This is a genomic window from Streptomyces sp. NPDC037288 (assembly GCF_055603265.1).
On the sequence record NZ_JBVJVY010000036.1, the window covers coordinates 1 to 26,606 of the forward strand.

Here is a 26,606-nt window from a genome sequence, read left to right on the forward strand (position 1 = left end):
GTGCTGAACTACAACGCCACCGTCCGCGAGCAGGCCTCCCGCCAATCCATCCTTGCCGCGCTGGCCCTCGAGGACGCGCTGCACCGGCCCGTCGTAGTGGGAGGCTGACCGTGCCCATCCTCGTAGCCGCCAGCGTCCCGGAGCAGCCGCCCGGCGTACCGTGGCCCACCCGCATCAACGAGATGCCCCAGGTGTGGTTCACCGACCCCGCCGGAGCGACCACAAAGTTCAACGACTGGGCCAACGGCTGGGTGCTGCAGCCCGGCGCCAAAGGCCTCGACATGCCCACCTACGCATTCAGCCAGGACGAAAGCCCCGGGATCGACGGCTACGCCATCCGCCAGGTCCGCGCCGGCGGCAAAGAGATCGCCCTTCCGATCGCGTTCTGGGCTGACGACTCCCGCGCCGCCTACCTCACCCGCAGGCGCACCCTCATCCGCTCCCTGAACCCGAAGCGTGGGCTGGGCACGCTGACGGTGACGCAGGCCGACGGCAGCGCCCGCACCATCGCCGCCTGCTACAGCGCAGGCCTCGAAGGCGACGAATCTCTGGATGCGGCCGGCGCCCGCTGGTGCATGGGCGTGCTCACGTTCGCCTGCCCATCACCGTTCTGGCTAGGCGCCGAGGTCACCACCGAGTGGCGGACCGCCGTCACCGGCAGCTTCTTCCCGGTCCTGCCCCTGGTGGTCGGTAACTCCCAAGTCCTCGGCAGCGTGACGGTCGACAACGACGGCGACGACACCGCCTTCCCCGTCTGGACCGTCACCGGCCCGGCCACCGCCATCAGCCTCACCAACGTCACCACCGGCGAGGTCCTCGTCCTCAGCCACACCATCACCATCGGGGACACCGTCGTCATCGACACCCGGGAGCGGCAGCAGACCGCACTCCTGAACGGGACAACGAACCTGTGGGGCGACCTGACCGACGCTTCCACGATGTGGGCCCTTGAGCCCGGCAGCAACGACCTCACGCTGATGGTGACCGGCTCCACGGCCGACACCCGTGTCCGCATGACCTACCAGCCCCGCTACCTGGCCGCCTGAGAGGAGGACACCCCATGGACGACAGCATCCTGCGCGTGTACGTACGCGACGCCAACCTCAACCGGCTCGGCCAGGTTGCCGAATACACCTCCCTCACCGTCATCCCCCGCTACAACGCCGTCGGCGCCTACACCCTCGAAGTGTCCGCCGACAGCGACAAAGCGCCGCTGCTGGTCGAGGGCAACGGGCTGATCATTCGTACTGCGGGCGGGGACACGGTCATGTCCGGGCCGATCCGCACGGTGGACTGGTCCCGTTCCTCCGGCGACGGCGGATCCGGCAAGCTCACCGTGGGCGGCGTCGACGACACCACGCTGCTGGCCCAGTACACGTGCTGGCCTTCTCCGGCCGCGGCGATCGGTTCTCAGACCGCCTCCGTGTACAAACTGTCCGCGGTCAAGGCCGAAACAGGGATGCGGACGTTGGTCAACGTCAACGCAGGGCCGGGCGCGCTTACCTCCCGGAAGAACCCGCTGCTCACGCTCGCGTCGGACGGGCTGCGCGGGCCGACGATCACCCGGCAGGTCAACCAGTTCGACAACCTCCTTACGGTCATCACGGACATCGCCAACGCCGCCGGGCTCGGCTTCAAAGTCGTACAGGTCGGCGCTGGCCTGCAGTTCCAGGTGTACACGCCGACCGTCCGGGCCAACGCCCGATTCGCGTTCGGCCTCGGCAACCTCACCGACGCCTCCTACACCACCACCCCGCCCACCTGCACCAGGGCCATCGTCGTGGCCGGCGGCGGCAGCAGCCCCCGGGTGTGCCAGACCTACGACCGCACTGATCCGATCTTCCCGACCCTGGTCCTCGAGCAGTTCGTCGACCTCACCAACGTCGACACCGCGTCCGTGGACCTGACTGCGCAGATGGACCAGGCCGGCTCCGAGGCCCTCACCAACGGCGCAGGGCAGGGATCCCTGTCCATCTCCCCGATCGACATCCCCCAACTGCGGTACGGCCGCGACTACAGCGTGGGCGACACCGTCTTCGCCGAGGTCCGCGGCGACTGGTACACGGACGTCGTCCGCGAGGTCTCCCTGACCTGCACCGCCTCGGACGGAACCAAGGTCACCGCCACCGTCGGCGGCGATTCCACGGGCACGTCCACGGTGGCCCGCATCTACGCCTACATCGCCCAGGTCAAAAAGGACGTGACCAGGCTCAAGACCCGAAAGGCGGCCTGATCATGGCTGAGTTCTCCGCCCCGTTCGACACCAGCAGCATCACCACCGAACTGCAGTGGTCCCGCATGGCCCGCCGCTGGAACTCCGACGGAGTCCACACCGAAAACCCCTCCTCCACGGTGCTGAAGGTGACCGGCTCCGGCGCAGGCACCGTCACGGTCGCGCCCGGCATGGCCACCGTGAACGGCTTCTTCTACCACCTGGACGCCACCAAGACCCTCAGCGTGCCCGCTAACGCCGGCGGCGCCGCCCGTGTCGACCTGGTCGTGCTGCGCGCCGACCAGTCCGCCAACTCGGTCACCGCGGTGTACGTGACCGGCGGCACCACACCGCCGACCCTCACCCAGGTCGAGGACGGCGTCTGGGAAATCCCGCTCGCCCAGTGCACCGTGGCCGCCGGCGCAAGCGTCGTAACCGCGGCGAACGTCATCGACAAGCGGTACTTCACCGGCCGCGGCGTCATCCCGAGCACCCCCACCACGCGGCCCCCGAGCGTGAAGAACACCCTCCTCATCGAGGGCACCGACCTGTACGTCGGTGACGGAGCCGACTGGCGGTGGCTTGCCAGCGTCGGACTGAAGGATTTCACCTACACCCCGGTGTGGACCAGCGGCAGCACGGTCATCAACTGGGGCAGCGGCTCGCAAAACTACGGGCGCGCCCAGGTCGTCAACAAGAAGGTCGAAGTCACCATCCAGCTGTCCCCGACCGGCAACCCGGCGGCCCTGGACGACCCGATCAACGTGTCTCTGCCGCCCGGCCTGCCCTGCACCACCATCCACCGCTGCCTCTTCAACTGGTTCTACACCAGCAACAACGGCGAGGGATCCGCGGTCGGCGTGGCCGCCACGTTCCCCAGCGAGGGCACCGGGAAGATCGCCCGCCTGCGCTACGGCACATCGAACGGCAACGCGAGCACGTCCATCCCGAACTCATTCTCCCTGTTCACGAACGTGCCATTCAACATCCGAACCGGCGACTACCTCACCATCGACGGCTCCTACTGGCTCGCCTGAGCCGAGAAAGCGAGACACCTGTGGCCAGGCATGAATTCGGCGGGAGCCCCGCAGACTACGCCATGGAGAAAGTCGGGAACAGCCTCGTTCTCCGGCCCGAAGCCGTCGGAACCGTGTGGGACGCCGTCACCGGCGGCACCCAGCTCACCGACCTCACCGACCTCACCGGAACCCCCATCACGACGGTCACCGCCGACAGTGACGGCGCCGTGGCGTTCTTCGGCCCGGACAGTGTCACCAGCCTGTACGTCGACTTCGGCTACGGCCGCCGCTATGCCCTGTCCGCAGTCGATACCGGCGCCGTCGTCGCCGCGTTCATGGCCGAGGCCGGCGCACCGAACGGGCTGGCCACACTGGACAGCAGCGGACAGGTACCCGCGGCTCAGCTACGCAAGACGCTGGACTGGCTGATCGTCACCAGCTACGGCGCGGCCGGCGATGGCACCACCGACGACACCATAGCGATCCAGTCCGCGATCAACGCCTGCCCGCCCGGCGGCATCGTCTACTTCCCCCGCGGCGTGTACAAGACGACCGCCACCCTGGACCTCCTCAACGGCGTCAGCCTGGTCGGCGCCCACGCCAACCTCATGATCGGCCCGGGTATGACCGGAGTGGAGTACCCCTGCTTCATCCAGCCGAAGACCCCGTTCACCGGCACGAGCGTCCTGCAGATCATCGGTGACGCCGACGGCACCCACCCCGACATCTCGGGAGAGCAGCGCCTGACCAACCTGATGCTGGACGGGTCGCAGCTCACCGGCTCGAGCATCGACGGCCTGTACGCCAAGGGCAACGTGCAGAACGTCGTCCTCGAGAACGTGTGCATCAGGCAGATGCCGAACAACGGGATCGTCACCGCGTCCCGGACGGACGGCAAGCTGCCCTTCTCGTGGCGCCTGCACCACGTGATGATCGACCAGTGCCACAGCAACGGCATCCTGTTCACCGGCAACACCGACATCACCCTGGACGACGTCCAGGTCATCGGCTGCTGGGCCCAGGGCTTTGTCGTCACCAACTGCACCAACGGGCAACTCGTCGCCTGCCGCGCCGAATGGAACGGCTCCCACGGCTACCACATCACCGGCGCCTGGGGTGACTGGGCCGGCTCCGGTGGCATGCAGATGACCGGCTGCAGCACGGACCGCAACGGGCAGCACGGCGTCCTCGTCGACGCCACCGGCAACACCCCGATCGTCATCACGGGACTGATGACGCGCCGCGACGGCCGTAACGGCGGCGCCGGCGGGGGAGGCTTCGCCGGGCTCGCCGTCGCCGCGGCAACCGTGCCCGTCATCGTCACCAACATGACCTGCTACCCGGGCGTCGACGACGGCGGCGGCTCCACCAACAGCCCTCAGTACGGCCTGGCGGTCACCGGCGCCGCCACCCTCGTTCAGGTCAACGACGCCTACCTGCACGCCGACACCCAAGGCCTGTACTCCACCAGCACCGGCACCCTGATGCTCGGCGCGAACGTCGCCTACGCCACCGGCACCACCAGCAGCCCCACCCGGATCCTCCCCTCCACCGCGACCGCCACGAAGGGCCTCGTCTTCAACGCCCCGACCGGCGCCGCCACCTATGTGATCTGGCGGGCCCCGAAGGCGTGCACGGTCACCGCGGTACGCGGCTACCGCTCCGGCGGAACAGGGGCCACTATCAACGCGACCAAGAACGGCGCCGACCTGATCACCACCGACCTGTCGCTGTCCACGAACACGACGTGGATGGCGGGAGCGACGCTGCAGAACACCACGGTCGCGGCGGGCGACACGCTCGCAGTAGCCGTGCGCAGCGTGGTCGGCAGCCCCACCGCCGTCACCGTGCAGATCGACGTACAGGGGCTGTGACATGGACGCCCTCACAGTCATCGACGACCGCATCCCCTACCAGCAGGCTCCCGTGAACCTGAGCACGGCCACGGTGACCGGACCGCCACAGCAGCTGCAGGTCTCCGATGCTCAGGGTCTTCTGGCCACTTTGACCGTCGGCTCCAAGACCGTCCTGATGCGCGGCCAGACAAGGACGTTCACCGAGGCGAAGCGGACCTTCACCGATGACTTCGCCCGCACCACCACCAACGGCCTCGGCCTGTCACCGGGCGGCGGCGTGTGGTCCAACGTCACCGGAACCGACTCCCTGTTCAGTTGCGACGGCTCCAAAGCCCACATCCACCTCGACGTGACCAACACCTCCCGGCACGCGTCCATCAAGGACGACGCCGTCTCCGACGTCGACGCCTCCGCCAAGGTCGCCCTCGCCGTCGCCCCGGCCGGTGCCAGCGCTTCCGTCGGCCTGTCCTTCGCCTACCAGGACAGCAGCAACGCCTACCGGGGCCGGCTCCTCGTCACCACCTCCGGCACCATCCAGCTCGCCCTCGACAAAGAGGTGACCGGTACAGCCACCACACTCGGAGCGCTCACCACCGTCGGCACCGGCTACACCGCCGGCGACTGGTGGTGGATCCGCGTGAAGAAGACCGGCACCACCCTGCAGGCCCGGGCGTGGAAGGACGGCACCACCGAACCGGGAACGTGGCTGCACACCGTCACCGACAGCACCTTCACCACCGGACGCCTCGGCTTCCGGTCGGTGGCCTCCACCGGCAACACCAACGTCCCCTTCGACGCCTACGCCGACCAGCTCATCGTCAACTCCTGCTCCTGGTCCGCACCGCCGGCCGTCACCCACAACACGTGGGTCCGCGTCCTGAGCAGCCCGTTCACCGGTACCTGGACCTCGGCACTCGCCGCGCAGATCCGCGCCTGGGCCACCGACACCACACCCGACGTTCTCGGCTACGCGATGATGTACATCACCGGCGCGCCCGCCATCACTGACCCAGCCCTGTCCGGCCTGCAGGTGTACGGGCAGTCCCTGTACGGGCCGAACGCCAGCGACGGCACCCGCATCGAGTTCTCCGACTGGAACGACTACATCGGCATGGGCTGGACCTACCCGAACGGGGAAGTACGCACCTTCCCCCACGGGTCCATCACCATCACGAACTGCATGGACTGCTCCGGCTTCGTACGCCAGGTCTACGGCCGGCACATGGGCATCCCCATGAGTTTCGACCTCAACTTTGACGGCCTGAACCTGCCCCGCCGCAGCGCCGACATCGGACCGTCTGGGCCCGGCATCATCGTCGCCCAGGGCACCAGCAGCGCCCCGCCGCTCACCAACCTGCAGGTAGGCGATGTCGTCGTCTTTGACGCGGACGTCACCGAACCCGTGGAAGGGCAGACCGACCACGTCGGGATCTACCTCGGTCTGGACAGCGGCGGCCACCCCCGCATGATCTCCTCCCGGAAAACGGTGAACGGGCCGACCATGTCCGACCTCGGCGGCTCCTCCGCCCTGGACGGCACCGGCACCTACGCCACTCGGCTTCGGATCATCCGGAGGCTCTGATGCCCATCATCTCCACCGCCGAGCAGTCTCCGGCCCTGGCCGTGGCGGGGTTCGTGGCGGCCCCGGCCGGGCTTCGCGTGCTGGCGTATGCGACCGCCGACATCGCCGCCAACGTGCCGAGCACGGGCAGCGTGGTGGCCTGGGCGCAGGTCATCGATCCGGACGCGGCAGGGGGAATGCGGCTCGACCCGGTGTTCCTCGCGGCTGGCCGTACGTGGACGCCGGACCAGTTCCGCGCTGCGTACGGGGCGCCGATCGAGCTGAAGGTCGCCGTGGCGTGAGCTAGACCGGCTGGGGGGCGTGGCGGCACTCCAGTTCGGCCAGCGCAGCCGCGAGGGCGGCTTCGTCCAGGCGATCCCACCACATGCCATGACGGACTATCTCCACATCCTGCAGGCCGCGCAGAGCGTGGGGGCCGGAGACGTAGAGGACGCTGCGGTCGCGGGGGCTGGTACCGGTCTGGCGGCACCAGGCGTGGAACTCGGCGAGGTTGCGGGCGAGTACGACGGTGCGGACGGGGCTCTGTGCCATACCGCGAGCGTACGAACGCCCAGGCGGATCGTTCCCCCCGGCTAGCCGTCCGTGAGGTCGCTCTCGGCAGCGATGGTGACGCGACGTGCGAACAGGGTCAGAGTCACGCAGGCGACCGCTTCGCCTGCCTGCTTGTCGTACACCATCTCGTGCACGACGATCGGCCGGTCTTCCGGGACGGCCAACGAGACTCCATTGATACGGACGTCGTTGGGGACGACCAGGCTGCCAGCCAGGGTGTCGTCGGTGGCACGCCCCTTCTCCACGATCTCGATGTAAGCGGCCGAGGGGCTGCTGCCGTGCTGGGCGCCGCGGTTGGTCGCTGCGCGGCGGCGGGTCGTGGTGAGAAGCGTGTACGCAGACAGCCCTAGTACCGCGGCGGTCATTACATACCCCTGAAACAGTGCGGACAACTGGAGCCTCCCGCGCGGACGGTGCGGACGTGTGCTGGCGGGCCACGGTGTCCGCACGCCGTGGCCCGCCAGGCTGTCCCTCTGAGCGGAGGAAACAACCACCACCATAACCGCTAGCCTTGAAAATGACTGAAATCTAGCCAAGATTTCTTCGATTCGAAGGCGAGGGAAGGTCGGTGGAGTCCACGTCCGCCCCCAGCACGTACCCGCTCGGCAAGCTCCCCGCACAGCCGGCGCGGCCTCAACTGAAGCTGTCCGACGTGCTCCGCGAGCGTCTCGCTGCGCCACCGGCCTCCTGCGACTGGCAGTCCGACAGCATCCGCTGGCCCATGTACGCCAATGACCGTGTTGGCTGCTGCACCTGCGCGGGCGTCGGCCACATGGTCAACCAACTGACGTTCTACGGCTCGGGCACCGAGGTGATGCCGTCCGAGAAGAACGTCCTCGGCATGTACTCGGCCATCACCGGTTACACCCCGTCCGACCCCAACAGCGACACGGGTGCCTACTGCCAGGACGTCCTCAAGTGCTGGCGCACGACGGGCCTTGAGGGTCACAAGATCGTGGCTTACGCCTCCCTGGACGTCTCCAACCTCGCCGAGGTCAAGCAGGCCATCAGCGTCTTCGGCACCGTGTACGTCGGGATGAGCTTCCCCGACTCCGCCATGGACCAGTTCGACCAGGGCCAGGTCTGGGACATCGTGCGCGGCGCGAAGCCAGCGGGGGGGCACTGCGTCATCGTCGGCGCCTACGGCAACGGCAAGTTCGGCCTCGTCACCTGGGGCGCCGAAGCCGAGATGACCGAACGCTTCTGGAAGAAGTACGTCGACGAGGCGTGGGTGGTCCTGGACGCCGACGGACTCACCAGGGCCGCCGCGTACTTCACCGGCGCCCCGTCCTTCTACGCCCTGGGCCAGCAGTTCGCCGCGCTCACGGGCGAGAAGAACCCGATCCCGGAGCCTCAGCCGACACCTTCCCCCACGCCGGTGCCGACCCCTCCTCCGTCGCCCGCTCCTGCTGCGGATCCTCGCCTGGTTCAGGCGCTGGCTCTGATGCAGGCGTGGGCGCACGACAACAACGTCACCCAAGCCGCGAAGGACATCTGACATGGCAGACCTCTGGATGCCGGGCGCCATCAAGACGGACGTCGGTGACCACGCCCCCTGCGACACCCAGTATCCGCCCAAAGCGGTCGCCCACATCACGTGGGATCGCAACGCCTCACTGACCAGCCCGCAGGACCTGGTGCCGTTCGCGAACCTCAAGGCGTACTTCAGCGGCAGCGGCGCCGGCATGGCCCCCCATATCCTGTGGTCGCCGTTCACCGGGGAGTTCGCCCAGTTCTTCCCGGCCGACTCCCGGTCGAAGTCGGTCGTGGACCTGTCCGGCGGAACGAGGACCAACAGAGCCGGTCGGGTTGTGATCCAAATCGAGGCCTTGTTCTTCCCCTACTGCAGGGTTGACGGCAAGGTGTACGCCAAGCTGTCCGACACCCCGTGCAAGGGCTGGCAGCAGCTGCAGGACTGGGTGCACTCCTGGGGCGTCCCGAACACCTGGCCCATGGGCCGGCCCATCGACTTCACCCCGCACCGCTCCGAGTCGGTGTGGGAGACGCAGGGCGGCTGGTATGGACACAGCCAGGTCCCGGAGAACACCCACCAGGATCCGGGCTCATGGCCGGCGTTCGTGAACGTCACTCCATCCAAGCCGCCCACGCCTTCCACCAAGCCGAGTGTCTCCTTGAGGCACGTCGTGTACGCCGCCCAGCACGACCCGGCGGCCGCGCAGGGCCACACCTCCTACAGGGCTGAGGTTCTGCTGGTGGAGCGGGCACTGAAGGCCGAGGGCTTGCTCGCCTCCCAGTACGTCGACGGTTCCTTCGGGACGAAGACGGTGTCCGCCTACCGGGGATGGCAGAAGCGGCTGGGCTACATCGGGACCGCTGCGGACGGCATCCCCGGCGAGGCCTCCCTGAAGAAGCTGGGTGCCAAGCACGGTTTCGAGGTCACCGCGTGATCGACAATCTGACACCTCGGGTGGTCCGCATCTACAACGCGGACCGCCCCAACGGGGTCGACGACCTCGACCTCGGGCTGAGGCAAACCTTCGACCCGGCTCCGCAGGCCGCCGCCCTCGAACCGCTGCCGCTGGTCAGCACCATGCAGGACGACGTCCCACTCGAGCTGACCGAGTACGGGCACGCCGCCAACCTGCCAGCAGCCCGCGACGGCGTCTTCCTCATCGTCCCGCTCGAGGTCGCTCTCGCTCTGCAGCGGCGCGCCGACCTCCTCGTCACCCACGACGAGGTCACCACTACCGACGGCACCGTCATCGGCTACCGCTCCCTCGCCCAACCCATCTGAAAGGAACCCCATGCTCTTCGGTCGTGAACCCGCCCTGCTCCTGGGCTTCGTCGCCGCCCTCGTCAAGCTCGCCGGCTACGAACTGAACGTCTCCGCCGGCGTCCAGACCGCCATCAACGCCATCGCCGCCGGCGTGGTCGCGCTCATCATCGCGATCGTCGCGAAGAACGGCGCCTGGGGTGCCGCCCTGCTGCAGCTCGCCCAGGCCGTCATGAGCCTGTTCGTCGGTCTCGGCCTGGACTGGTCCGCCGACCGGCAGGCCCTGTGGATGGCGACTATCGCGGCCCTCCTCGCCGTGGTGGAGCGCTTCATGGTGACCCCGCCCCTGTCGTCCACCCGGCTGGAGCAGTCCAGCCCCATCAAGGCTGCGGCCTGACCCGTGAAGAGTCCGGCACGCCGGCCGCCGTCTTGCCGCGGCGGCAGCGTGTCCCCCCACCACCATGAGGAGCGGCACCGGTGACCGAGATGACGGGCATGAACGTCCTCGTTCAGGGCGGCGCTGCTGCCCTCGTCACCCTCATCGTGCTGCTCATCCTCCGGGGAGGTCTCGTCTCTCGCGCGGTCCTTGAGGACGTCCGCAAGGACCGCGATGCCCGCCTCGCTGAACTCGCTGCCGAGCGGGACGCGTGGCGCAACGCCCACCGGGAGAGCGAGGCAGCACGAATCGAAGCGCAGGCACAGGTCGGGGAACTGTTGGAGCTGTCCCGTGTCGCCGACCACGTCCTGCGCGCACTACGAGGGGAGGTGCCAGGGGATGCGATGGATGAGGTTGCTGCGCCGCCGTCCTAAGCCCGCCCCGCAACGCTCGGAGACCCACGGCAAGACACCGGGCCTGCGGGAAGCCGAGTCGGCACTGAACCGGTCGCGTCACGCCCGCCAGGAGATCAGCGCCAACTGGCCGGCCGTGACCAAGCGCACCTCGCGACTTGCCTGGGAGCGCGAACGAAACCATTTCGCGGAACTGTTCCGCGCTGCTTTGGAGGGAGGCCGTAACTGATGAACTGCTCCCAGCTCGCCAACCTCACAGCATCGGGTCTGGTCACCCTGTGCTGTGCCGTCTTCGCTGTTGTCTACCACCGGCACGCCCCGTGGCGGTCCACCCGCGTGGGCCGCCACCTGATGACCTTCACGATCACCATTGGTGCCCTGTGCCTGTACACGGTCCTCGTCACCGTCTGGCCGACCGGCACTATCGCCACGGTCCTGCGATCGGCCCGCACCCTGTTGCTGCTGTTCATTGCCGTACTGGTCATCCAGCGCACCCGTATGGTCCTCAGCGCCCAGCAACGTGGCGCCCTGCTCAAACCGGGTCGGGACCAGAGCGGCCCGCCCGCCTGAACTGCTCCTAGGAGCCTCCTATATGCCTGCTGGTATCGCCACGGTCACGGCGATCCCCGACCGGGCACGTTCCTACCGTGAGATCTGGAGTGACACAGCATGGCCAACATCACCTTCAACATCGCCCTCGGGAAGCTCGCCTACTACGCCAGCCTGCCCGCCGCTAATGACGCGCTGATCATGGTGCCGCTGGAGAGCAGCGGGCTCGAGACAGATGCCGTCCTGCGTGACAAAACTGATCTCGCCTCACTAGTCGCGGGAACCACGAACGAACAGACCACCGTCGGCAGGAAGACGCTCACCAGCGTCACCGTCACCGTCGACAACACCAACGACCGGGTGGCCATCGACTGCGCCGACGTCACCTGGACAGCGCCGACCGGGAACGCGATCGGAGCAATGGTGATCTGCTACGACCCGGACACCACTACGGGCACGGACGCCGACCTGATCCCGCTCACCAAGCACGACGTGACCTGGTCGCCCGACGGGAACAATTTCATCCTGAGCGTCGCGGACTTCTTCCGGGCCAGCTCCGCCGCGTAGCGGCGAGCAACCCGGGCGGGAGCATGCCGTGGCGAGCTTCAGTGACGACTTCAACCGCGCCAACTCCACCGACTTGGGCGCAGGATGGGTGGAGGTCTCCGGAGACTGGTCGATCGTCTCCAGTCAACTCTCGCCGGGCGCAGCTGGCGGCACGATCATCCTGCGCGCCGCCAGCACGATGGCGACCAACGACCACTACGCCCAGGTCACGATCGCCGCAACCACGGTAGCCAGCCAAGGGGTCTGGTGCCGCGGCAACTCCAACATCAGCCAGGGCTATCTCTTTCGCAACAACGGATCCAGCTGGGATCTTTTCTCGGTCGTCGGCGGATCCTTCACCGTGATCGGCACCTACGCTGTAGCCGCCGCGGCAGGCGACGTCGCGAAGATCCAGGCCGTCGGTACGACGATCAAAGCCTTCCTCAACGGCGTTGAGAGGATCTCGGTCGTCAACTCGGCCGTGACAACTGGCACGAACGTCGGAATCCGCTCCGATTCGGCGGGCGCAATCCGCTACGACGACTTCTCCGCCGCGGACGTCACCGCAGGCGCCACCCTGGGTATCGCGTCTGCCTCCGAGAGCGCACAGCCGCTGACCGGCAGCAAGGCGGCCACGCTCGGGATCGCCGCCTCCTCTGAGGCAGCGCAGCCTGTCACCGGCGCAAAGACCGTCACCTTGGGGACGACTGGCACCTCCGAGACGGCGCAGCAACTGGGCGGCGCCAAGACGGGCCTGCTCGGGGCCGCAGCAGCCACCGAATCAGCACAGCCAATCACAGGCTCGAAGTCCGCGGCCCTGAGCCCGGTCGGCGTATCCGAGGCAGCGCAGCCTCTCGCCGGCAGCAAGACAGCCGTACTCGGTCCCGCGGTGGAATCCGTCACCGCGCAAGCCCTCACCGGGGTCAAGGCGGCGCCACTGCCGGACGCGGGTGAGTCCGATACTGCTCAGCCCTTGGCGGCCGGGTCGGCCCAGACGCTTGGTGTAGCTGGCGCGGTCGAGACGCCGCTGCAGCTCACGGGTACCAAGACCGCCACCCTGGGGACTGCGGTCCAGATTGATACGGCGCGCCCGCTCATCGTTCCGTCCACCATCGTGCCGAGCCCTGAGCGCACCTACAGGATCCCCGCCGAGCGCCGACGGCTTGCCGTGGCTGCCGAGCACCGCACCCTGACAGTCGAGAGGTAGTCCGCGTGTCGAACAGTTACGTCAAGGACCCCGCAGCGCGGTTGGATTACAGCTGGGACTGGTCCGCATGGCTCGCCGATGTCGCCGACACCATCAGCTCTGCAACGGTCACCGTTCCTGACGGACTGACGGCCGTCGGGGCGCCCGTCGTTGACAACGCCACCGTCACCCAGCGGGTATCGGGCGGGGACCTCAACGCCGCCTACAGGATGGTCTGCCAGATCACCACTGTCGGGGGACTGGTCGACGAACGGTCGATCTATCTGACGATCAGCGACCGTTGACGGGTGTGAGTAGTTGCGGTACAGAATGTGCCGTTGAGGTTGATCATGGTCCGGCTGGCGTCGCGGTGAGCGGGTCGTCCGGCCGCCGGATGCGGACTCGGCGGGGGGCGCAATGACCGAGAGCGTGAGCCACCCGGTCTCTCACGGGGCGATCCTGCCGTTGGCGTTGAAGGTGGCGTAAGTGAGTGGCATGAGCTTCGCCCACTCGGCTTCCATCTTCTCGCCGACCATCTCGATCTCACGCTGGGGGTGGCTCTTGACCTTGGCGTTGGGGTGGGTGGTACGCAGGGATAGGAAGTGCATGAGGGCCCGGGCGTTTGTAGTCGCGTACATCGACGAGTACAAGCCCACCGGAAGCACCGACCGAGCCACCTCCCGCGCGGCGCCTCCGGCGAGCATCTTCTGGTAGGCGTCGTACGCCTGCCGGTAGGAGTCCACCATCGTCCGGTACACCAGCTCGAACTGCTCTGGGGTGCCCGCGACGAACTCGTACTTCCCGGGCCGGCCTTCCTGGACGAGCTTGCGGTCCGCGCCGGGCAGGTAGAAGACGGGCTGGAGTTCCCGGTAGCGGCCGGACTCCTCGTTGTACGACCAGCCGGCCCGGTGGCGGTGGAACTCCCGGAACACGAAGATCGGGGCACTGATCAGGAACGTCATCGACGTGTGCTCGAACGGGCTTCCGTGCCTGTCCCGCATCAGGTAGTTGATCAGGCCCTTGGAACGCTCTGGGTCCTTCTTCAGCTCGTCGAGGGACTGCTCGCCGGCGGTCGAGACCCGCGCGGCGAAGAGGACGTCGGCGTCCGAAGCGCTGGACTTCACCAGCTCGACGGTGACGTCGCCACGAAACATGGGCACGGCAGGGGCGGACACGGGCGGCTCCGATCCGGAAGAGAGGCGCGGTAAGCCCTCAGTGTTCCGCGTCGCGCCAGCGGCGTTCCCTCCGCACGAAGCAATCGAACGTACGATGGAACCGTGAGTAGCTCTGCCCCCTCCGTCAGACCCAAGCCGCCTCTGCCGACGTGCCCGCCGTCTCAGGTCGGCCCGTGCGCACACTGTCAGCAACTCACCCAGCGCTACGGTCACGGCGGCAACCCGCTGTGCGTCGTCTGCCACGCGGAGCTGGAGGCGTGGCGGGCTAGCGTCGGGAAGTAGCTGGCAGGCCTGAGGAAACGGTACGGCCTCCCCTCCGAGCGAGGGAAGCGTGGGTGCGACCTGCGCTTATGCTCTGCGGGTGCTCCTCTCCGACAGAGACCTCCACGAGGCGATAACCGCCCGCCGGCTCGGTGTCACGCCGTATGACGTGGCGATGCTGCAGCCAGCGTCCATCGACGTGCGGCTCGACCGCAACTTCCTGGTCTTCGAAAATCACCGGCACACCTGCATTGACCCGGCGGTGGAACAGTCGGACCTGACGCGGCTCGTACAGGTCCAGGGCGGCGAGCCGTTCGTGCTGCACCCGGGGGAGTTCGTCCTTGCCTCCACCTTCGAGCGGGTGTCCCTGCCCGACGACCTGGCCGCGCGGCTGGAGGGGAAGTCGTCGCTGGGGCGGCTGGGCCTGGTCACGCACTCCACGGCCGGCTTTATCGACCCCGGCTTCGAGGGCCACATCACGCTTGAGCTGTCCAACCTCGCCACCCTGCCGATCTTGCTGTGGCCGGGCATGAAGGTGGGCCAGCTCGCCGTCTTCCAGATGACCGGCCCAGCCGAGTTCCCCTACGGCTCCAAGGAGCGAGGATCGCGTTATCAAGGGCAGCGAGGGCCGACCGCGTCCCGGTCATGGCGGAACTTTCACCGCACAGTCCTGCCCTCTTGATCTCCTCTTTGTCAGTTGCGCCGGATAGCGTGGCCTCACCGGAGATCTTCAAGAGGTGGGGTGGTGAACTGTGAGCGAGGAGACCCACAAGCACAGTCATGTGGTGATTCCTGACCCAGTCCGGGACGTGTACCTGATGGTCATCGCGTCAATGCTGGAGGACGACGAAACCAACAGGTCCGCCCTGAGCGTGACCCTGCAGGTGGGCGGGGCGCTGGTCGCCGGAGAGCTGATCAGCCACAGCAGGTGGCGGGACGAGTTCAAGGCCTGGCTGGCGACGATCGGCGGTAGCTCGGACGTTATTTCGGGTGCCGTTGACTCAGTCGAAGAGGTCCTGGCAGAGCAGGATTCGGACCGGCCGATGCAGTTCCTGCACCTGATGGACGCGAAGTTCATCACGAATTACGTGGGCAGCATGGAGGGGGTCACGCCACAGGGCCCGTCGCGCCCGCTGTGGCGTGCGCGTATCGCCGACGTACAGGGCTGGTCTCTGGGGCGCCCCCAGTAGCGCTGCAGCTCGCATGATGGCGCCCCGCTCGCTCCCCTCAGGCGGGGCACTGATGCGTTTGCGGCTGGGACCTCGAGCGGAGAATCGCTCCTGACGAAGAATCTGACGCTTCGTCATTCGCGATAAGCTCCCCTTGCGGCTCGGCAGCAGGGGAACGACCGACGGCAGCGAAGTCAGACTGTCGGTAATGGACTCTAAGTTGCAGGCTGCTGAGCTGATCCTCATCGCTCACCAACGTCATCGTGGTGGCTGCCTGTGCGGTTGGTCCGAGTTGGGGAAGTCTCTGCCCGGGCACCAAGCCGCCATGCTCCGTGAGGCCGGGCTGTTGCCCGACGAGCTGGAGGCGGCACGAAAGTAGGGGCAACGTGCACGCTGGCTCTTAGTAATGTTCCTACTCTCGGTCTGGCAGGCATCAGGGGGAACACCTCCGCCTCGGGACGCGAGCATGGGCACATGACCTCACTGGACCCCTTCGTGCCCAAAGGGCAGCCCCGCACTCCGGGTGACCAGACCTGCGGATACAAGCCGACCACCGCGAGCGAGTACTGCGGAGTTCCCGCCGCCTGGCATGTCATGTGGGACGGCGACCTCGATAACAGCTTCACCTGCGACGTCCACATGGAGTTGATCCAGCGTCGGTGGATGTACGACGACCGGCATCCCGTGGTCGCGGACTGCGGCATGCCGGGGGCGCTCTGGAAGTACAACGACAAGCGTTGCGAGTTCCGGGCGACAGGATCACCCATTGCCGTCAGCACGGCCGTGGAGACCCCGGATCGACGGGTGGCCCGTTCCGGAAGATCATGACGCGTGGCGTCGGATAACCTTCCGTTATCCGATGTTGAACAGGGAAGGCGGACCACATGAGCAACGCACCCCTCGAACCGGTCGAGGTCCCGGTGTGCCCGTTCTGCGAGATCGTCGCCGGACGAGCACCCGCACAGGTCTTCCACGAGTGGGACGACGCCATCGCCATCGTGCCACTGAACCCTGTCACCGAGGGACACCTGCTCGTCATCCCGAAGGTTCACGTGGCCGACGTCGGGCACGACCCCGAGGTGAGCGCGGCCACCATGCGGCGCGCGGCCGAACTGGCCGCCACCCAGTGGTGCAACGTCATCACCTCGCGCGGAAAAGTAGCAACGCAGAGCGTCTTCCACCTCCACGTCCACGTCGTCCCGCGACGAGAGGACGACGGCCTCGCACTGCCGTGGACCGGACAGGCGGCATGACCGAACTCGCTCCACGCGCACAGTCCGAGCACGCCGCCCTCATCGCCAAGTGGGCGGAGCGGCACGGCATCGACACCGCCGAACGCCTCGCCCAAGCCGAACACCTCGCCGACGCCGTCGCCGAAGCCATCACCCCCCAGAACACCACCGACACCTACGCCAAGTCCTGGCGCGTGTGGGAACGGTTCTGCGAGACCCAAGGCTTCCCCCTGCTCGAAGGCTCCCGCGGCGCCCTCGTCGCCTACGCCGCCTGGATGCTCCGCGAAGGCCAGCAAGACGGCACCGGCTACGCCCCCGCCACCGCCAAAACCCACCTCGCGGCCACCACCGTCGGCCTCCGCCAGCGCGGCCAGACCGTCAGCAAGGACGCCACCGCAGAAGCCCGCACGGCCATCGAGGGCCTCGCCGTCAAGCTCCTCAAGACAGGTGAACGCCGAGGCCGCGGCAAGGCAGTTGCCGCCGACGTCGACGGCCTCCACCTGATCGCCCGCGCCTGCCCGCCCGACCTGACCGGACTCCGGGACAAGGCCCTGGTCCTCACCGGGTTCAACTTCGCCTCCCGCGCCTCCGAGCCTGCTGGCCTGCTCGCCGGCGACGTCACGCTGCACCCGCGGGGAATGGTCGTCTCCGTCCTCACCGGCAAGACCCGGTACTCCGTCCGCGAAGCGAAGATCCCCTACGCGCAGGATCCCGAGGTCTGCCCCGTCCGGGCCTGGATCGCCTACCGGGAGCAGCTGGTCGCCGAACACGGGCAACGGTGGACCGACCCGTCCACCCCGGCGTTCGTCGGCATCAACCGCTGGGGGCAAGTCACCGGCGGCATGGGACCGGACAGCGTTACCCGCGCCATCAAGCGCATCTCGGTCCGCGCTCAGGTGCCAATCGTGTGGACGGGTCACTCGCTGCGCTCTGGCCTGGCGACCGAGGGACGTAAGAAGGGGAAGGACGCCGTATCAATCTCCCGGCAGGGCGGGTGGGCACCAAACAGCCGGGAGATGCTCGGCTACATGCGGGCCGCCGACGAATGGGACGACAACGCTGCCGCTGGTCTGACCTAGCCAGTCTGCAGTGCGTCGCGTAGGTGGACGGGGAGGGCTTCGCGGACGGCGGGGCCCAGCGCTGCGCCATCGTCGGCGAGTTGGTCCGCGGTGACGAAGATGGGGCTGCTCGTCTCGGTGTAGGCCATCGCGCGGAACGTTTCCCCGGGCCGGGCTGGTTGGGCGGTGAGGTAGCCGGCCAGGACGGCTCGGGCGATGTCCAGGGGAGTTGCGGTGGTGGTGGCGCGCCCCCAGCCCTTGTTGATCCAGACGCCGGAGAAGGGTTCGTGCATCTGGATTTCCCAGGTGAGGCGGGAAGGTTCGTCTTCGCAGGTCATGGTTCAGATCCTGCCCTGAACTGGCGTGCGGTGATGCCGGTACCGGCGGGTTACTTCGTGGTCAGGCGGTCTCCCACCACTCCGCGATGCCCAGGTCGTCCGGCTCGGGGGCGTTGAGGGTGACCTTCAAGAAGCGCTCCCTGCGTCCGTAGACGAGGAACTGGATGAGGGCGGCCGTCTGCTGCGCGCTGATGTCGTGGTCGATGACGAAGACGCGGTTGTTCCTGCCCTCTTGGAGACGCCGGGCGCCGGTGGCGCGGAGCATGGCGATGGCGGTGGGGAAGTCTTCGATGCCGCCGAGTTCCATGCGGATGGCCGGCTGGGTGGTGGGCTCGCTCATGGCGGGGAGCGTAGCGGCCTGTACGGTGTGCTCCGGTTCAGTTGGACGGATGGCCCCAGAATCCGGTATGAGCGACGGTGCCGGCGATGACGGCGGCTCAGGGCTGGTCGGGCGGGGACTCCGCGAGGTACCAGCCATGGGCGGCCATGCACTCCTTGGTCCACTCCTTCACCAGGTGCGCGGCTTCGGGTATGCGGTCGTTGTCGTGTCCGCCGCCGTCGGTGAAGAACTGGATGAGCAGGCCGGCTGCGGGCCGGTCGGCGTTGCCGGTGTCGCACGACGGGCACAGTTCAAGGTGGATCGGCTGCCCGTGCTTGTCTTTCTGCGGGGCGACCGCGCTCATCATGAGCTTTCCGCGGCATCGTGAACAGGATGGCAATTCTTCGGAGAACTTCAGCATGGTCACAGCGGCCCTCCTCGTCCTGGACGTGATCCTTTACCCAAGACGTGCTGGGGTGTTGTGGTCAACCCCTGTGACATGGGGAGGTGTCCGGGCCGTCGCTGCTGGCTACGTTTGCGGGGTGTCCCAGTAGCCGGTGTGGGCGATGGTGTCGGCGGTGACGGCCGGCGTGCGGTCGGCGAGGAGAGGGTGGGTGGCGCACATCTGGCCGACGACCTTGTTGACCCATCTGGACTGCAGGGGGCGGCGCATGTCGTTCAGGAGCAGTCGGTACTCGCCGGGGTCGACGGGTTCGGGGCGGACCTTCAGGTAGTCCTTGAGGGCGGCGCCGGTGAGGGGCTCGAGGACGAACTGTTTGCCGACGTTCTCGTGGTCGTCGGGGGCTCGCAACTCCCAGGTGCCGTCGGGTTGGGGGTAGAGGTGGCGTTTGTCGACGCGGACGACCTGGGCGGGGCGGAGGCCTTCGAGGAGGAGCCAGACGGCGAGGCGGTCGCGGACGTAGTGCTTGGAGTGGTGGGGTCCCCAGGAGCCGATGACGGTGAAGAGGACGGCGCGTTCCATGCGGTCGAGTTTGTTCTTGGCGCCGGGGGGCCGAGGGACGCCGGAGCGCAGCGCGGTGAGGTTCGGGGGGAGGGTTATCACCTTGCGGTCGTAGGCGGCTTCGTAAAACTGGGTGAGCGCTGAGATGCGCCGGTCGTGGGAGCGTGCGGCTTCGGGGTGGGTGTCGGCGAGGTGGGCGAGGGCGTCGGGGCCGTTGAAGGGCCGGCCGTCGAGGTAGGGCTGCAGGTGGCAGTCGTGGGCCCAGGCGGCGATGTCCTTGGGGCGGGCGGTGAGGGCGTCGATCTGCTCGCGGCGGCACCAGGTGAGGAAGTTGCCGATTTCGCGGGCGTATTCGGCGCGGGTGGAGTGGCGCAGGGCTGAGCCGGCCAGCCAGGTGTGCAGGAGTTCCTCGGCGTCCATGCCCGTAGTGTGCCCCGCATCAGTGATCCGTTACAAAACTTCCGGGCTACCTCGTCCCCGATGGCGGGGTGGTTGCGGGGAGTGCGAGGGTGCGGGGCGGGGTCGCGCGCACTGCTGTTAGTGGGTGGGGCTTCGGAAGTTTTGTAATCTTCCCGATCATGGGGCGAGGGGGCTGGACGGGGCCCTTCGCCGGTGCTGGGAAGACGCTACGACCGATCCGGCGCGGTGTTCCCTTCGCTCCCCTGCGGCGTGTCAGGGGAGCGAAGGGAGAGAATCAGGCGCCGGCCTGGCCCGGGCATTCGGCCGCCCAGTGCCACAGCTGCGCGGGCGTCCTGCGGTGCTCGGGGCAGTCCGGGCGTTCCTCATCGCCGGCCACGCCGCCGCACGCCTGCTTGGGGCAGGAGCATGCGGCGAAGCTGCCACCCAGGAAGGTGGTGCCGTGCTTCTCGTAGTTGGAGGCGCGGGCGATAGCCTCCACGTTCCGTCCCTCGGCCATGGTCAGTCCACGTCCCCGTAGTACTTCTCGTAAGGATCGAAGCCGTCGTCGGCCGCGGCGCGCATCTCGTCGTACTCCCACTCCCGGGCCCGCTCGTCCTCCTCGGCCCGCTCCTCAGGCGTCAGGGCCGCCCGGCGTGCCTCCTCCGCCACCCAGGCCTCCGCCTCGCGCTGCTTCCACGCCGCGACGTCGAAGTCGCGGTCCTTGGAGCACGGCTCCTGCTGGGGGTGCGGAGCGCGGGCGCAGGTCCCTGGGTACACCAGGAACGGGTCCAGCCGCTCCCCACACACGGCCTGTTCGGCGAGGAGGGTGGTGTGCTTACCGCCCCTCTCGCGTTGCAGCGCGCGAGCCTTCTTCGCCGCGGTGCTCTGCTTCTTCGGCACGGTCGTCTCCGATTCTGCCGGCGGTACTCGCCCACGCCTGCCGCCGGCCTCGGTGTCCGTGACGGAAGGAAGGTGTTGCCTGCGCGGGCCCCGGGAGACCTTCGCCTCTCCCCAGTAGTGCCGCGGCGTGGGCGCGGCGGTTGGGGGGGGGTCACGGGCTTGCGGCGTACGCGACTTGCCGCTGGAACAGAAGTCTAGGGGAGGCCGCTGACAACCTGGGTCAGAACCCGGGTAGCGGCTCAGGCAGTGCGCGACCGGGCGGCGCCCTTGACCCCGTCCTCGTAGAACCGGTTGAACACGCCCCCGGTCAGACCGTCGTAGATCTCACCGCCGAGCCTGGCGCCGCCGGTCATCACGGCATCTTCCTCAATGCCGTTCTGCTTGCCCAGGAACAGCGCCAGGAAGACTGCCTCCTCATGCGTGAGTTCCACGGTGATGGTCTCGGGGACCTCGTCGTCGTTGAGGTCGATACGACGGATCTTCACGTGCTGCCTCCTACAGGCCTGGTATCGGTTCTTGGTCGACGTCCCGCCGCTCCAGACGGGTCCGGTAGTCCGGATCACATTCCGGCCCGTATCGGCGGCGTCTCGATTCCTCGTCGTGAAGTTCTCTTCCGCAGCCCAGGCCACGGCACCACACCCGTCGGCGCAGCCCGGACGGCTGCCCGGTCAGGGCTTCCTGCTCGTTCGTCATGGGTTCAGTGTCAGGGGAGTTCATCGGCGGTGATGCGCTCGTACAGCACCCAGTGGCCGTCCTCCCAGTGCTGAACCTCGCCGGTGTCGGCGGGGCTGTCGTCGCCCTTGAGGGCGGCGCGCATGAGCTGGTAGGCGGCGGTTTCGCTGCCGTGGTCGGACTGGGCGCGCACGTCCGGGCCGATGAGGATGAGCCGCCACGGCTTACGGGGCTTCCTGGCCATGATTCGAGTTCTCCCAGTTCATCGAGGGGGGTAGCGGGCTGATGACTTCCGAAGTTAGACTGCGCTCACGCAGCAAGTGTCCCCAGAGGCCACCACCCGTTGCGGGTGGTGGCCTTCGTCGTGTCCGGACTCAGAAGTTCGGGTCGTTGCGCGGGCACTTGGGGTGGTGGGTCGGGATCCGGGTGCCGATCTCGGGTGCCGAGCAGTCCGGGCATCCCTCGGTCCGCTCGGCAGGTCGGTACTGGTCGATTACCTCGCGCAGCCAGGCAGGCCAGTTGGCCGGCGCCATGTCCTCGTCGGCGACGAACAGGTCACTGTCCTCAGCCGTCTGGAACCGGATGACACCGACCTCGCGGTCGTGTCCTCGGTAGGTGAGTCGTAGGCCGGTGACGGTGACCTTTTCGCCGAACGCGTCGGTGATCGGAGGAACGCCGTTCACCTCCAGTTGAACGTGGTGGATCTCGTTGGCGAGGCGTGCGTTGATCACTTGGTACTCCTTCTCAGGCGGCGAGGCTGGTCTGGTCGCGGGTGATGCGGCGTGCGGGGAGGTAGTCGCGGCCGAGTTCGCGGGCGATGAGCTGCTTCTCGCTGCGGACCACGATGCCCTTGCCGGCCGGGGTCGTTGCCTCCGGGCGCTCCAGGACGAAGGCCATCCGGTGGGTCGTATAGGCGACGATCTGGTCCACGTAGAAGGAGCGGGCGTCGCCGCGGAGGCGGCAGCCGGCGCGGAGCTGGATGCGGCCGTTCTTGGTGGTGCGGATGTCCCACGGCTCGACGGTGCGAACGGTCTCGGTGCCGTCGGCGTCGCGGTAGGTCAGGGTCACCACGGTCTGGCGGTCGATGGAGCGGTACAGGTCCGCCAGGGTCTTGGTGCTGGTCTGCTTGGCCGTGATCCGCATGGTGTCCCCCTGCTGTGTGGTGTGGTTACACCGTAGCCGATTCGACATTGCAGTGCAATGCGTATGCCGCTACTGTTGTGGGTGTTGGGGCACCCCGCCCCACCCCGGGCGTCGGGCATGGCGCTGCAATGCTGAATGGAGGACACTGAGGTGGCCAACGCCCCCACGCGCCCGCCCACCTATCGAGCCGGGCGGCGCCCGCCGAAAGGACACCGTCGCGTGCCTCGCCCCCTGCGTGACCGCCTGCTGACCGCCGCCCAGCACCTGGAGGACGCCGGCCATCCGGAGTCCGCCGCCGACGTCCGTGCGGTTGCCGCGCCGGGTGGGTGGACGCTGCTGCGTGCCAAGGACACGTCGGAGGCGTCGTCGGGTACGAACCTGGCGTTGACGATCGACCGGACTCTGCGGGACGCGTTGAAGGTGAAGGCCGACGAGTTCGGTGTGACCCTCAGCAGTGTCGTGGAGGACGGGTTCCGGAAGGTTCTGGCGGGTGAGTGGGTGCCGCCGAAGCTGGCCCGCTCCACGACCGCGCAGAAGGTCGTCCTGAACGTTCGGGTGTCCGACTCGCTGCGGAAGCAGGTCGACGCTCGTAAGGAGCAGTTGACGAAGGCGGCCGGCTATCGGGTGACTCAGTCGTCCATCGCGATTGCGTGGATGGCGGAGGACCTGGGCGTGGATGTCGCGACGGTGGACACCGAGCCGACCGAGTAGCACGTTCCGGGGCGGGCCGGCCTGGACGCCGACAACCAGGCCCGGCCGCTCCACCATCACTGCATAACCCCATAGGAGAGACCTCAATGGCTCACGCCACGGAGGCCCCCGCCAGCATGACGGCGGAGGGCCCGACCTCGCACACCCTCATTCAGGCCGCACGGCCGGCCAACACCTTCGGCTACAGCCGGGAGCAGCAGATCGAGGCGCTGCACAAGCTGCGGGAGCCGTTCCCGGAGTCGGAGATCCGATACCTGCCGCGTGTCTGGTGCAAGGCGTGCCGGGACGCGAAAGGCGCCTGCAACCGGCCGGACCACGAGCGACGTCAGTGCCGCCGATGCGGGCAGAGCATGACCACTGCGCACATCGATCTGCGGTTCGTCGGCCACGCTGAAGCCACGAACCGGCTGCTGAATGTGGATCCATTCTGGGATTGGGAGCCGCTGACGACTGATCAGGCTGGGCTGCCGCAGTACGACCAGAACCGCGGGCTGTGGATCCGGTTGACGGTATGCGGGATGACCCGGCTGGGTTACGGCAACGCGGAGGGCAAGGCCGGCGGCGACGCGGTGAAGGAGATCATCGGCGACGCGATCCGTAACGCCGGTATGCGGTTCGGGATGGCGTTGGACCTGTGGACATCGTCGGACCTGCAGATCCTCGAGTCCGGTGGCGATCCGCAGGAGCAGGACGCCAAGGGCGGCGGGCAGCCGGCCGGTAAGCAGGAGGAGCGCGCCACGCCTCCCGCCGCGGACGGGGGGAACCACCTGGCCCGGCTGCAGGCTCAGGCGAACGCCTGCTGGTCCGACCCCGGGAACGTGCTGGCGCTGGGGCAGATCATCCTGGACGCGGAGAAGCACGGTGTCGCGGACTCTGAGGTGACGCTGCGGGACGGCCGGGTGGTGACGTTCCGGGAGTTGCTGAACGGCCGGATCGCGGAGCTGCAGCGTCTGGCTGAGCAGGGCGGCGGAGAGCAGAGGGCCGCCTGATGGCCGGCGAGCGCGAGCACGGGTACGCCCGGTACAAGCTGGACGGCTGCCGCTGCTACACCTGCGGTTGGGCGGTGGCCCAGTACAACGGGGCCCGTGAGCATGCGATCCGCCGCGGTACCTGGAACCCGTGGACGGATGCCGAGCCGGTCCGTACGCACATCCGTAACTTGCAGGCGTGCGGTATGGGGCTGCGGTCCATCGCTGCCGCTGCGGGCGTCGACCGTAAGCGGCTGCAGGCCATCCTGTCCGGTCGGCCCGAGCGGGGCACCGGACCGCAGGAGCAGGTTCGTCCCGGGCACGCTGCGGCCATCCTCGCTGTGGAACCCGTCCTCGAGAACCTCGCCGCGTCTACGCTGATCAACCCGGTCGGTACCCGGCGCCGCCTTCAGGCGCTGATCGCCATGGGCTGGCCGCAGCAGCAGCTTGCCGCCCGGCTGGGCATGACCCCCAGCAACTTCGGCACCATGATCCGCCGCGAACATGTTCTCGTCCGCCGCGCCCTCCAGGTGCGGTCCCTGTATGACGAGCTGTGGCGAGCCGACCCGTGCCAGCACGGGGCGACGGCGGTCGGTGTCACCCGTGCTCGCAAGGCCGCCGCTGCCAACGGCTGGCCTCCGCCCGGGGCGTGGGATGACGACACGATCGACGACCCGCAGGCCACTCCGTGCGTCGGGGGGCCGAAGAAGATGGACCGGGAAGAGTTGGCGGCCGTCCGCCGTGAAGAGATCGAGCACCTGATGAGCTTCGGTCTCGCGGAGGAGGAGATCGCCCAGCGTCTCGGCATGGGCCTGTCGACTGTCCGGGGCATCGTGCACGAACTGAGGACCGGGCAGCGGCGCGAGCGGCAGCAGCGAACCGAACCGAAGTGCGGCGAGCCCCGCATGTACCGGCAGCACCTGAAGAACGGCGAGACGTGCGAAGTCTGCCGTGGCGCCAACACCGCTGCGGACCGCCGTTACCGCCTCACTGGTAGCCGGAAGGAGGTCGCCGCATGAGCGCGGCTGGCCGCCCGCACGGGAACGCGAAGTATCACCTGGAGCTGTGCCGCTGCCCGGTGTGCTGCCAGGCTGCTCGGGACTACGACAACAACCGGCGCCGTGCTATCGCCTACGGGCGGTGGCAGCCGTTCGTGGACGCGGAGCCGGTGCGGCAGCATGTGCGGGCCCTGGGTGAGTTCGGGATCGGCTGGATGCGTGCCGCGCGTCTGGCCGGTGTGTCGACGGGTGGTGTGTCGAAGCTGCTGTACGGGGATCGGCCGCGGGGGCTTGCGCCGTCGCGGCGGGTCCGTCCGGAGACCGCGCTGCGGCTGCTGTCGGTGGAGCCGTGCCTGGAGAACCTTGGGGAGCGGACTCCGATCGACGGGACGGGGACGCGGCGCCGCCTTCAGGCCCTGGTGTGTGCGGGCTGGACGCAGTCGGAGCTTGCACGCCGGCTGGGCATGAACCGTGCGAACTTCGCTCGGACGATCGTGAGCCGCCTGGTTGAAGCAGCGACGGTGAAGGCCGCTCGGGCGCTGTATGACGAGCTGTGGCGGGTCGATCCGGTGGCGGCTGGGGTGCCGGAGTTCCGGGCCGTTGCTGCTCGTCGGATCGCGGTATCGAACGGCTGGGCGCCGGTGGGTGCGTGGGACGACGACACCATCGATGACCCCGCGGCGTTCCCTGACTGGACCGGGTACTGCGGTACGCCTCAGGGTCAGCGGGTGCATTACCGGATCAAGGTTCCGGTGTGTGCTCCGTGCCGTGCGGCCGTCCGGGCTGACCGCGCCGCCTGATCCACCCGGGCCCGCGCTTCTGCGGGCCCTTGGGAGGCCGCGCCTCCCCTGAAGTCCCCGTGTCCGGGGCGTCCGCTTCATCTCTCGCACCTATCGGCGTCATGCCGTCTGGGGGTTCCGTCATGCCTGAAATCGTCGACTGGCTGCTCGCCAATCCGGCTCGTTGGGTGCCGTTCGGGTTCTTGCTGGTGTCGGTGCTGTGTGGTGTGCCGGCGCTGTGGCGGGGGTGGAGGCGCGGGTGCGCCGTGGATCGGGAGCGTCAGCGGGAGGTGTTGCGGCCGTGGCTGGAGACGCCGGCCAGCGTGCAGGCCGCCTACGACGGCGCGGTGTTGGCGGCGTCGGATGCGGCGTCGCAGCGGGCCGCGATCTTGGCGGCCGAGCAGGCCGTGCGCGCGGAGGCGGCCCGGGTGGGCCACCTGTATGGGGAGTCCGAGGGCTCTCGCTGATCTGTCCGTCCCTTCCCCCGCCCATGGAGGT

General features: G+C 68.1%; 40 protein-coding genes. 26 read left to right on the forward strand and 14 right to left on the reverse strand.

Annotated features, from left to right (window positions below; genetic code table 11):
• Positions 1-110: 110 nt before the first annotated feature.
• From ACZ7GZ_RS31400 to ACZ7GZ_RS31425, 6 genes are all read left to right on the forward strand, one after another.
• Positions 111-1,046, forward strand: a complete 936-nt coding sequence (locus ACZ7GZ_RS31400) for a phage distal tail protein (RefSeq protein WP_471029315.1) — start codon at positions 111-113, stop codon at positions 1,044-1,046.
• A gap of 14 nt (positions 1,047-1,060) precedes the next feature.
• Positions 1,061-2,233, forward strand: coding sequence for a siphovirus ReqiPepy6 Gp37-like family protein (locus ACZ7GZ_RS31405; RefSeq protein ID WP_471029316.1), 1,173 nt, complete (start codon positions 1,061-1,063; stop codon positions 2,231-2,233).
• A gap of 2 nt (positions 2,234-2,235) precedes the next feature.
• Entirely contained in the window at positions 2,236-3,249 is a 1,014-nt protein-coding gene (locus ACZ7GZ_RS31410; RefSeq protein WP_471029318.1) for a hypothetical protein, read from the forward strand.
• A 62-nt stretch (positions 3,250-3,311) separates the two neighbouring features.
• Entirely contained in the window at positions 3,312-5,105 is a 1,794-nt protein-coding gene (locus ACZ7GZ_RS31415) for a glycosyl hydrolase family 28-related protein (protein WP_471029319.1), read from the forward strand.
• A gap of 1 nt (position 5,106) precedes the next feature.
• Positions 5,107-6,669, forward strand: coding sequence for an NlpC/P60 family protein (locus ACZ7GZ_RS31420; protein WP_471029321.1), 1,563 nt, complete (start codon positions 5,107-5,109; stop codon positions 6,667-6,669).
• Complete coding sequence (locus ACZ7GZ_RS31425) at positions 6,669-6,950, forward strand: hypothetical protein (protein ID WP_471029323.1); 282 nt, start codon at positions 6,669-6,671, stop codon at positions 6,948-6,950. The genes ACZ7GZ_RS31420 and ACZ7GZ_RS31425 overlap by 1 nt, the downstream gene beginning before the upstream one ends.
• Position 6,951: 1 nt before the next feature.
• On the opposite strand, the gene ACZ7GZ_RS31430 is transcribed toward ACZ7GZ_RS31425, so the two are convergent.
• Positions 6,952-7,200 (reverse strand): hypothetical protein, encoded by a 249-nt coding sequence (locus ACZ7GZ_RS31430; protein ID WP_471029324.1) that lies wholly within the window; start codon positions 7,198-7,200, stop codon positions 6,952-6,954.
• A gap of 41 nt (positions 7,201-7,241) precedes the next feature.
• Positions 7,242-7,613 carry a hypothetical protein gene (locus ACZ7GZ_RS31435; protein ID WP_471029325.1) on the reverse strand — a complete coding sequence of 124 codons (372 nt, stop codon included), beginning with the start codon at positions 7,611-7,613 and terminating at the stop codon, positions 7,242-7,244.
• A gap of 176 nt (positions 7,614-7,789) precedes the next feature.
• Between ACZ7GZ_RS31435 and ACZ7GZ_RS31440 the strand changes: the two genes are divergently transcribed.
• The 10 genes from ACZ7GZ_RS31440 to ACZ7GZ_RS31485 all read left to right on the forward strand — a co-directional run bounded on the left by ACZ7GZ_RS31440 (position 7,790) and on the right by ACZ7GZ_RS31485 (position 13,330).
• Positions 7,790-8,719 (forward strand): hypothetical protein, encoded by a 930-nt coding sequence (locus ACZ7GZ_RS31440; protein WP_471029326.1) that lies wholly within the window; start codon positions 7,790-7,792, stop codon positions 8,717-8,719.
• 1 nt (position 8,720) lies between these two features.
• Complete coding sequence (locus ACZ7GZ_RS31445; RefSeq protein ID WP_471029328.1) at positions 8,721-9,629, forward strand: peptidoglycan-binding domain-containing protein; 909 nt, start codon at positions 8,721-8,723, stop codon at positions 9,627-9,629.
• Positions 9,626-9,976, forward strand: a complete 351-nt coding sequence (locus ACZ7GZ_RS31450; protein WP_471029330.1) for a hypothetical protein — start codon at positions 9,626-9,628, stop codon at positions 9,974-9,976. Before ACZ7GZ_RS31445 ends, ACZ7GZ_RS31450 begins: the two co-directional genes overlap by 4 nt.
• A gap of 10 nt (positions 9,977-9,986) precedes the next feature.
• Positions 9,987-10,352, forward strand: a complete 366-nt coding sequence (locus tag ACZ7GZ_RS31455) for a hypothetical protein (protein WP_471029331.1) — start codon at positions 9,987-9,989, stop codon at positions 10,350-10,352.
• A gap of 80 nt (positions 10,353-10,432) precedes the next feature.
• A complete protein-coding gene (locus ACZ7GZ_RS31460) occupies positions 10,433-10,765 on the forward strand; it encodes a hypothetical protein (protein ID WP_471029333.1) in 333 nt (110 codons plus the stop codon).
• Positions 10,740-10,973, forward strand: a complete 234-nt coding sequence (locus tag ACZ7GZ_RS31465; protein ID WP_471029335.1) for a DUF7620 family protein — start codon at positions 10,740-10,742, stop codon at positions 10,971-10,973. The genes ACZ7GZ_RS31460 and ACZ7GZ_RS31465 overlap by 26 nt, the downstream gene beginning before the upstream one ends.
• Positions 10,973-11,314, forward strand: a complete 342-nt coding sequence (locus tag ACZ7GZ_RS31470) for a putative phage holin (protein ID WP_471029337.1) — start codon at positions 10,973-10,975, stop codon at positions 11,312-11,314. Before ACZ7GZ_RS31465 ends, ACZ7GZ_RS31470 begins: the two co-directional genes overlap by 1 nt.
• 99 nt (positions 11,315-11,413) lie before the next feature.
• On the forward strand, positions 11,414-11,860 hold the full coding sequence (locus ACZ7GZ_RS31475) for a hypothetical protein (RefSeq protein ID WP_471029338.1): 447 nt from the start codon (positions 11,414-11,416) through the stop codon (positions 11,858-11,860).
• 28 nt (positions 11,861-11,888) lie between these two features.
• Entirely contained in the window at positions 11,889-13,046 is a 1,158-nt protein-coding gene (locus ACZ7GZ_RS31480) for a hypothetical protein (protein WP_471029341.1), read from the forward strand.
• Between the two features lie 5 nt (positions 13,047-13,051).
• The gene (locus ACZ7GZ_RS31485; RefSeq protein WP_471029343.1) at positions 13,052-13,330 is read left to right on the forward strand and encodes a phage fiber-tail adaptor protein; all 279 of its coding nucleotides are present in this window, start codon (positions 13,052-13,054) and stop codon (positions 13,328-13,330) included.
• A gap of 141 nt (positions 13,331-13,471) precedes the next feature.
• Here ACZ7GZ_RS31485 and thyX read toward each other — a convergent pair whose 3' ends face one another.
• A complete protein-coding gene (gene thyX / locus ACZ7GZ_RS31490) occupies positions 13,472-14,179 on the reverse strand; it encodes an FAD-dependent thymidylate synthase (protein WP_471029540.1) in 708 nt (235 codons plus the stop codon).
• Between the two features lie 382 nt (positions 14,180-14,561).
• Between thyX and dcd the strand changes: the two genes are divergently transcribed.
• The 5 genes from dcd (at position 14,562) to ACZ7GZ_RS31515 (ending at position 17,941) form a co-directional block, all read left to right on the forward strand.
• Positions 14,562-15,143, forward strand: coding sequence for a dCTP deaminase (gene dcd, locus ACZ7GZ_RS31495; RefSeq protein WP_471029346.1), 582 nt, complete (start codon positions 14,562-14,564; stop codon positions 15,141-15,143).
• Positions 15,144-15,213: 70 nt separating this feature from the next.
• Complete coding sequence (locus ACZ7GZ_RS31500) at positions 15,214-15,651, forward strand: hypothetical protein (RefSeq protein WP_471029347.1); 438 nt, start codon at positions 15,214-15,216, stop codon at positions 15,649-15,651.
• Between the two features lie 453 nt (positions 15,652-16,104).
• Positions 16,105-16,458, forward strand: coding sequence for a hypothetical protein (locus ACZ7GZ_RS31505; RefSeq protein WP_471029350.1), 354 nt, complete (start codon positions 16,105-16,107; stop codon positions 16,456-16,458).
• A 56-nt stretch (positions 16,459-16,514) separates the two neighbouring features.
• Positions 16,515-16,883, forward strand: a complete 369-nt coding sequence (locus ACZ7GZ_RS31510) for an HIT family protein (RefSeq protein WP_471029352.1) — start codon at positions 16,515-16,517, stop codon at positions 16,881-16,883.
• Positions 16,880-17,941 carry a site-specific integrase gene (locus ACZ7GZ_RS31515; protein ID WP_471029354.1) on the forward strand — a complete coding sequence of 354 codons (1,062 nt, stop codon included), beginning with the start codon at positions 16,880-16,882 and terminating at the stop codon, positions 17,939-17,941. The genes ACZ7GZ_RS31510 and ACZ7GZ_RS31515 overlap by 4 nt, the downstream gene beginning before the upstream one ends.
• Here the strand turns inward: ACZ7GZ_RS31515 and ACZ7GZ_RS31520 are convergent.
• The 11 genes from ACZ7GZ_RS31520 to ACZ7GZ_RS31570 all read right to left on the reverse strand — a co-directional run bounded on the left by ACZ7GZ_RS31520 (position 17,938) and on the right by ACZ7GZ_RS31570 (position 22,652).
• Positions 17,938-18,258, reverse strand: a complete 321-nt coding sequence (locus tag ACZ7GZ_RS31520) for a hypothetical protein (protein ID WP_471029356.1) — start codon at positions 18,256-18,258, stop codon at positions 17,938-17,940. The two genes, ACZ7GZ_RS31515 and ACZ7GZ_RS31520, sit on opposite strands and share 4 nt — an antisense overlap.
• A 61-nt stretch (positions 18,259-18,319) precedes the next feature.
• Positions 18,320-18,598, reverse strand: a complete 279-nt coding sequence (locus tag ACZ7GZ_RS31525; protein ID WP_471029358.1) for a hypothetical protein — start codon at positions 18,596-18,598, stop codon at positions 18,320-18,322.
• Positions 18,599-18,695: 97 nt separating this feature from the next.
• Positions 18,696-18,998, reverse strand: coding sequence for a DUF6300 family protein (locus ACZ7GZ_RS31530; protein WP_471029541.1), 303 nt, complete (start codon positions 18,996-18,998; stop codon positions 18,696-18,698).
• A gap of 108 nt (positions 18,999-19,106) precedes the next feature.
• On the reverse strand, positions 19,107-19,958 hold the full coding sequence (locus ACZ7GZ_RS31535) for a hypothetical protein (RefSeq protein WP_471029359.1): 852 nt from the start codon (positions 19,956-19,958) through the stop codon (positions 19,107-19,109).
• Between the two features lie 274 nt (positions 19,959-20,232).
• Positions 20,233-20,454 carry a hypothetical protein gene (locus tag ACZ7GZ_RS31540; RefSeq protein WP_471029360.1) on the reverse strand — a complete coding sequence of 74 codons (222 nt, stop codon included), beginning with the start codon at positions 20,452-20,454 and terminating at the stop codon, positions 20,233-20,235.
• A gap of 2 nt (positions 20,455-20,456) precedes the next feature.
• Positions 20,457-20,837: a hypothetical protein gene (locus ACZ7GZ_RS31545; RefSeq protein ID WP_471029362.1), complete on the reverse strand. Its 381-nt coding sequence runs from the start codon at positions 20,835-20,837 to the stop codon at positions 20,457-20,459.
• A 239-nt stretch (positions 20,838-21,076) separates the two neighbouring features.
• Positions 21,077-21,322, reverse strand: a complete 246-nt coding sequence (locus ACZ7GZ_RS31550; RefSeq protein ID WP_471029364.1) for a hypothetical protein — start codon at positions 21,320-21,322, stop codon at positions 21,077-21,079.
• Between the two features lie 10 nt (positions 21,323-21,332).
• Positions 21,333-21,554, reverse strand: coding sequence for a DUF6011 domain-containing protein (locus ACZ7GZ_RS31555; RefSeq protein ID WP_471029365.1), 222 nt, complete (start codon positions 21,552-21,554; stop codon positions 21,333-21,335).
• Positions 21,541-21,753: a hypothetical protein gene (locus ACZ7GZ_RS31560; protein WP_471029366.1), complete on the reverse strand. Its 213-nt coding sequence runs from the start codon at positions 21,751-21,753 to the stop codon at positions 21,541-21,543. The genes ACZ7GZ_RS31555 and ACZ7GZ_RS31560 overlap by 14 nt, the downstream gene beginning before the upstream one ends.
• Before the next feature lie 130 nt (positions 21,754-21,883).
• Positions 21,884-22,240, reverse strand: a complete 357-nt coding sequence (locus ACZ7GZ_RS31565; RefSeq protein WP_471029368.1) for a hypothetical protein — start codon at positions 22,238-22,240, stop codon at positions 21,884-21,886.
• 13 nt (positions 22,241-22,253) lie between these two features.
• Positions 22,254-22,652: a WYL domain-containing protein gene (locus ACZ7GZ_RS31570; protein WP_471029370.1), complete on the reverse strand. Its 399-nt coding sequence runs from the start codon at positions 22,650-22,652 to the stop codon at positions 22,254-22,256.
• A 219-nt stretch (positions 22,653-22,871) separates the two neighbouring features.
• Here ACZ7GZ_RS31570 and ACZ7GZ_RS31575 point away from each other — a divergent pair, with 219 nt between their 5' ends.
• The 5 genes from ACZ7GZ_RS31575 to ACZ7GZ_RS31595 all read left to right on the forward strand — a co-directional run bounded on the left by ACZ7GZ_RS31575 (position 22,872) and on the right by ACZ7GZ_RS31595 (position 26,575).
• Positions 22,872-23,363 carry a hypothetical protein gene (locus tag ACZ7GZ_RS31575; RefSeq protein ID WP_471029372.1) on the forward strand — a complete coding sequence of 164 codons (492 nt, stop codon included), beginning with the start codon at positions 22,872-22,874 and terminating at the stop codon, positions 23,361-23,363.
• 86 nt (positions 23,364-23,449) lie between these two features.
• Positions 23,450-24,352, forward strand: a complete 903-nt coding sequence (locus ACZ7GZ_RS31580; protein WP_471029374.1) for a hypothetical protein — start codon at positions 23,450-23,452, stop codon at positions 24,350-24,352.
• Entirely contained in the window at positions 24,352-25,350 is a 999-nt protein-coding gene (locus tag ACZ7GZ_RS31585) for a hypothetical protein (RefSeq protein ID WP_471029377.1), read from the forward strand. The genes ACZ7GZ_RS31580 and ACZ7GZ_RS31585 overlap by 1 nt, the downstream gene beginning before the upstream one ends.
• Positions 25,347-26,129 (forward strand): hypothetical protein, encoded by a 783-nt coding sequence (locus tag ACZ7GZ_RS31590; protein WP_471029379.1) that lies wholly within the window; start codon positions 25,347-25,349, stop codon positions 26,127-26,129. The genes ACZ7GZ_RS31585 and ACZ7GZ_RS31590 overlap by 4 nt, the downstream gene beginning before the upstream one ends.
• Before the next feature lie 122 nt (positions 26,130-26,251).
• The gene (locus ACZ7GZ_RS31595; protein WP_471029380.1) at positions 26,252-26,575 is read left to right on the forward strand and encodes a hypothetical protein; all 324 of its coding nucleotides are present in this window, start codon (positions 26,252-26,254) and stop codon (positions 26,573-26,575) included.
• Positions 26,576-26,606: the final 31 nt, after the last annotated feature.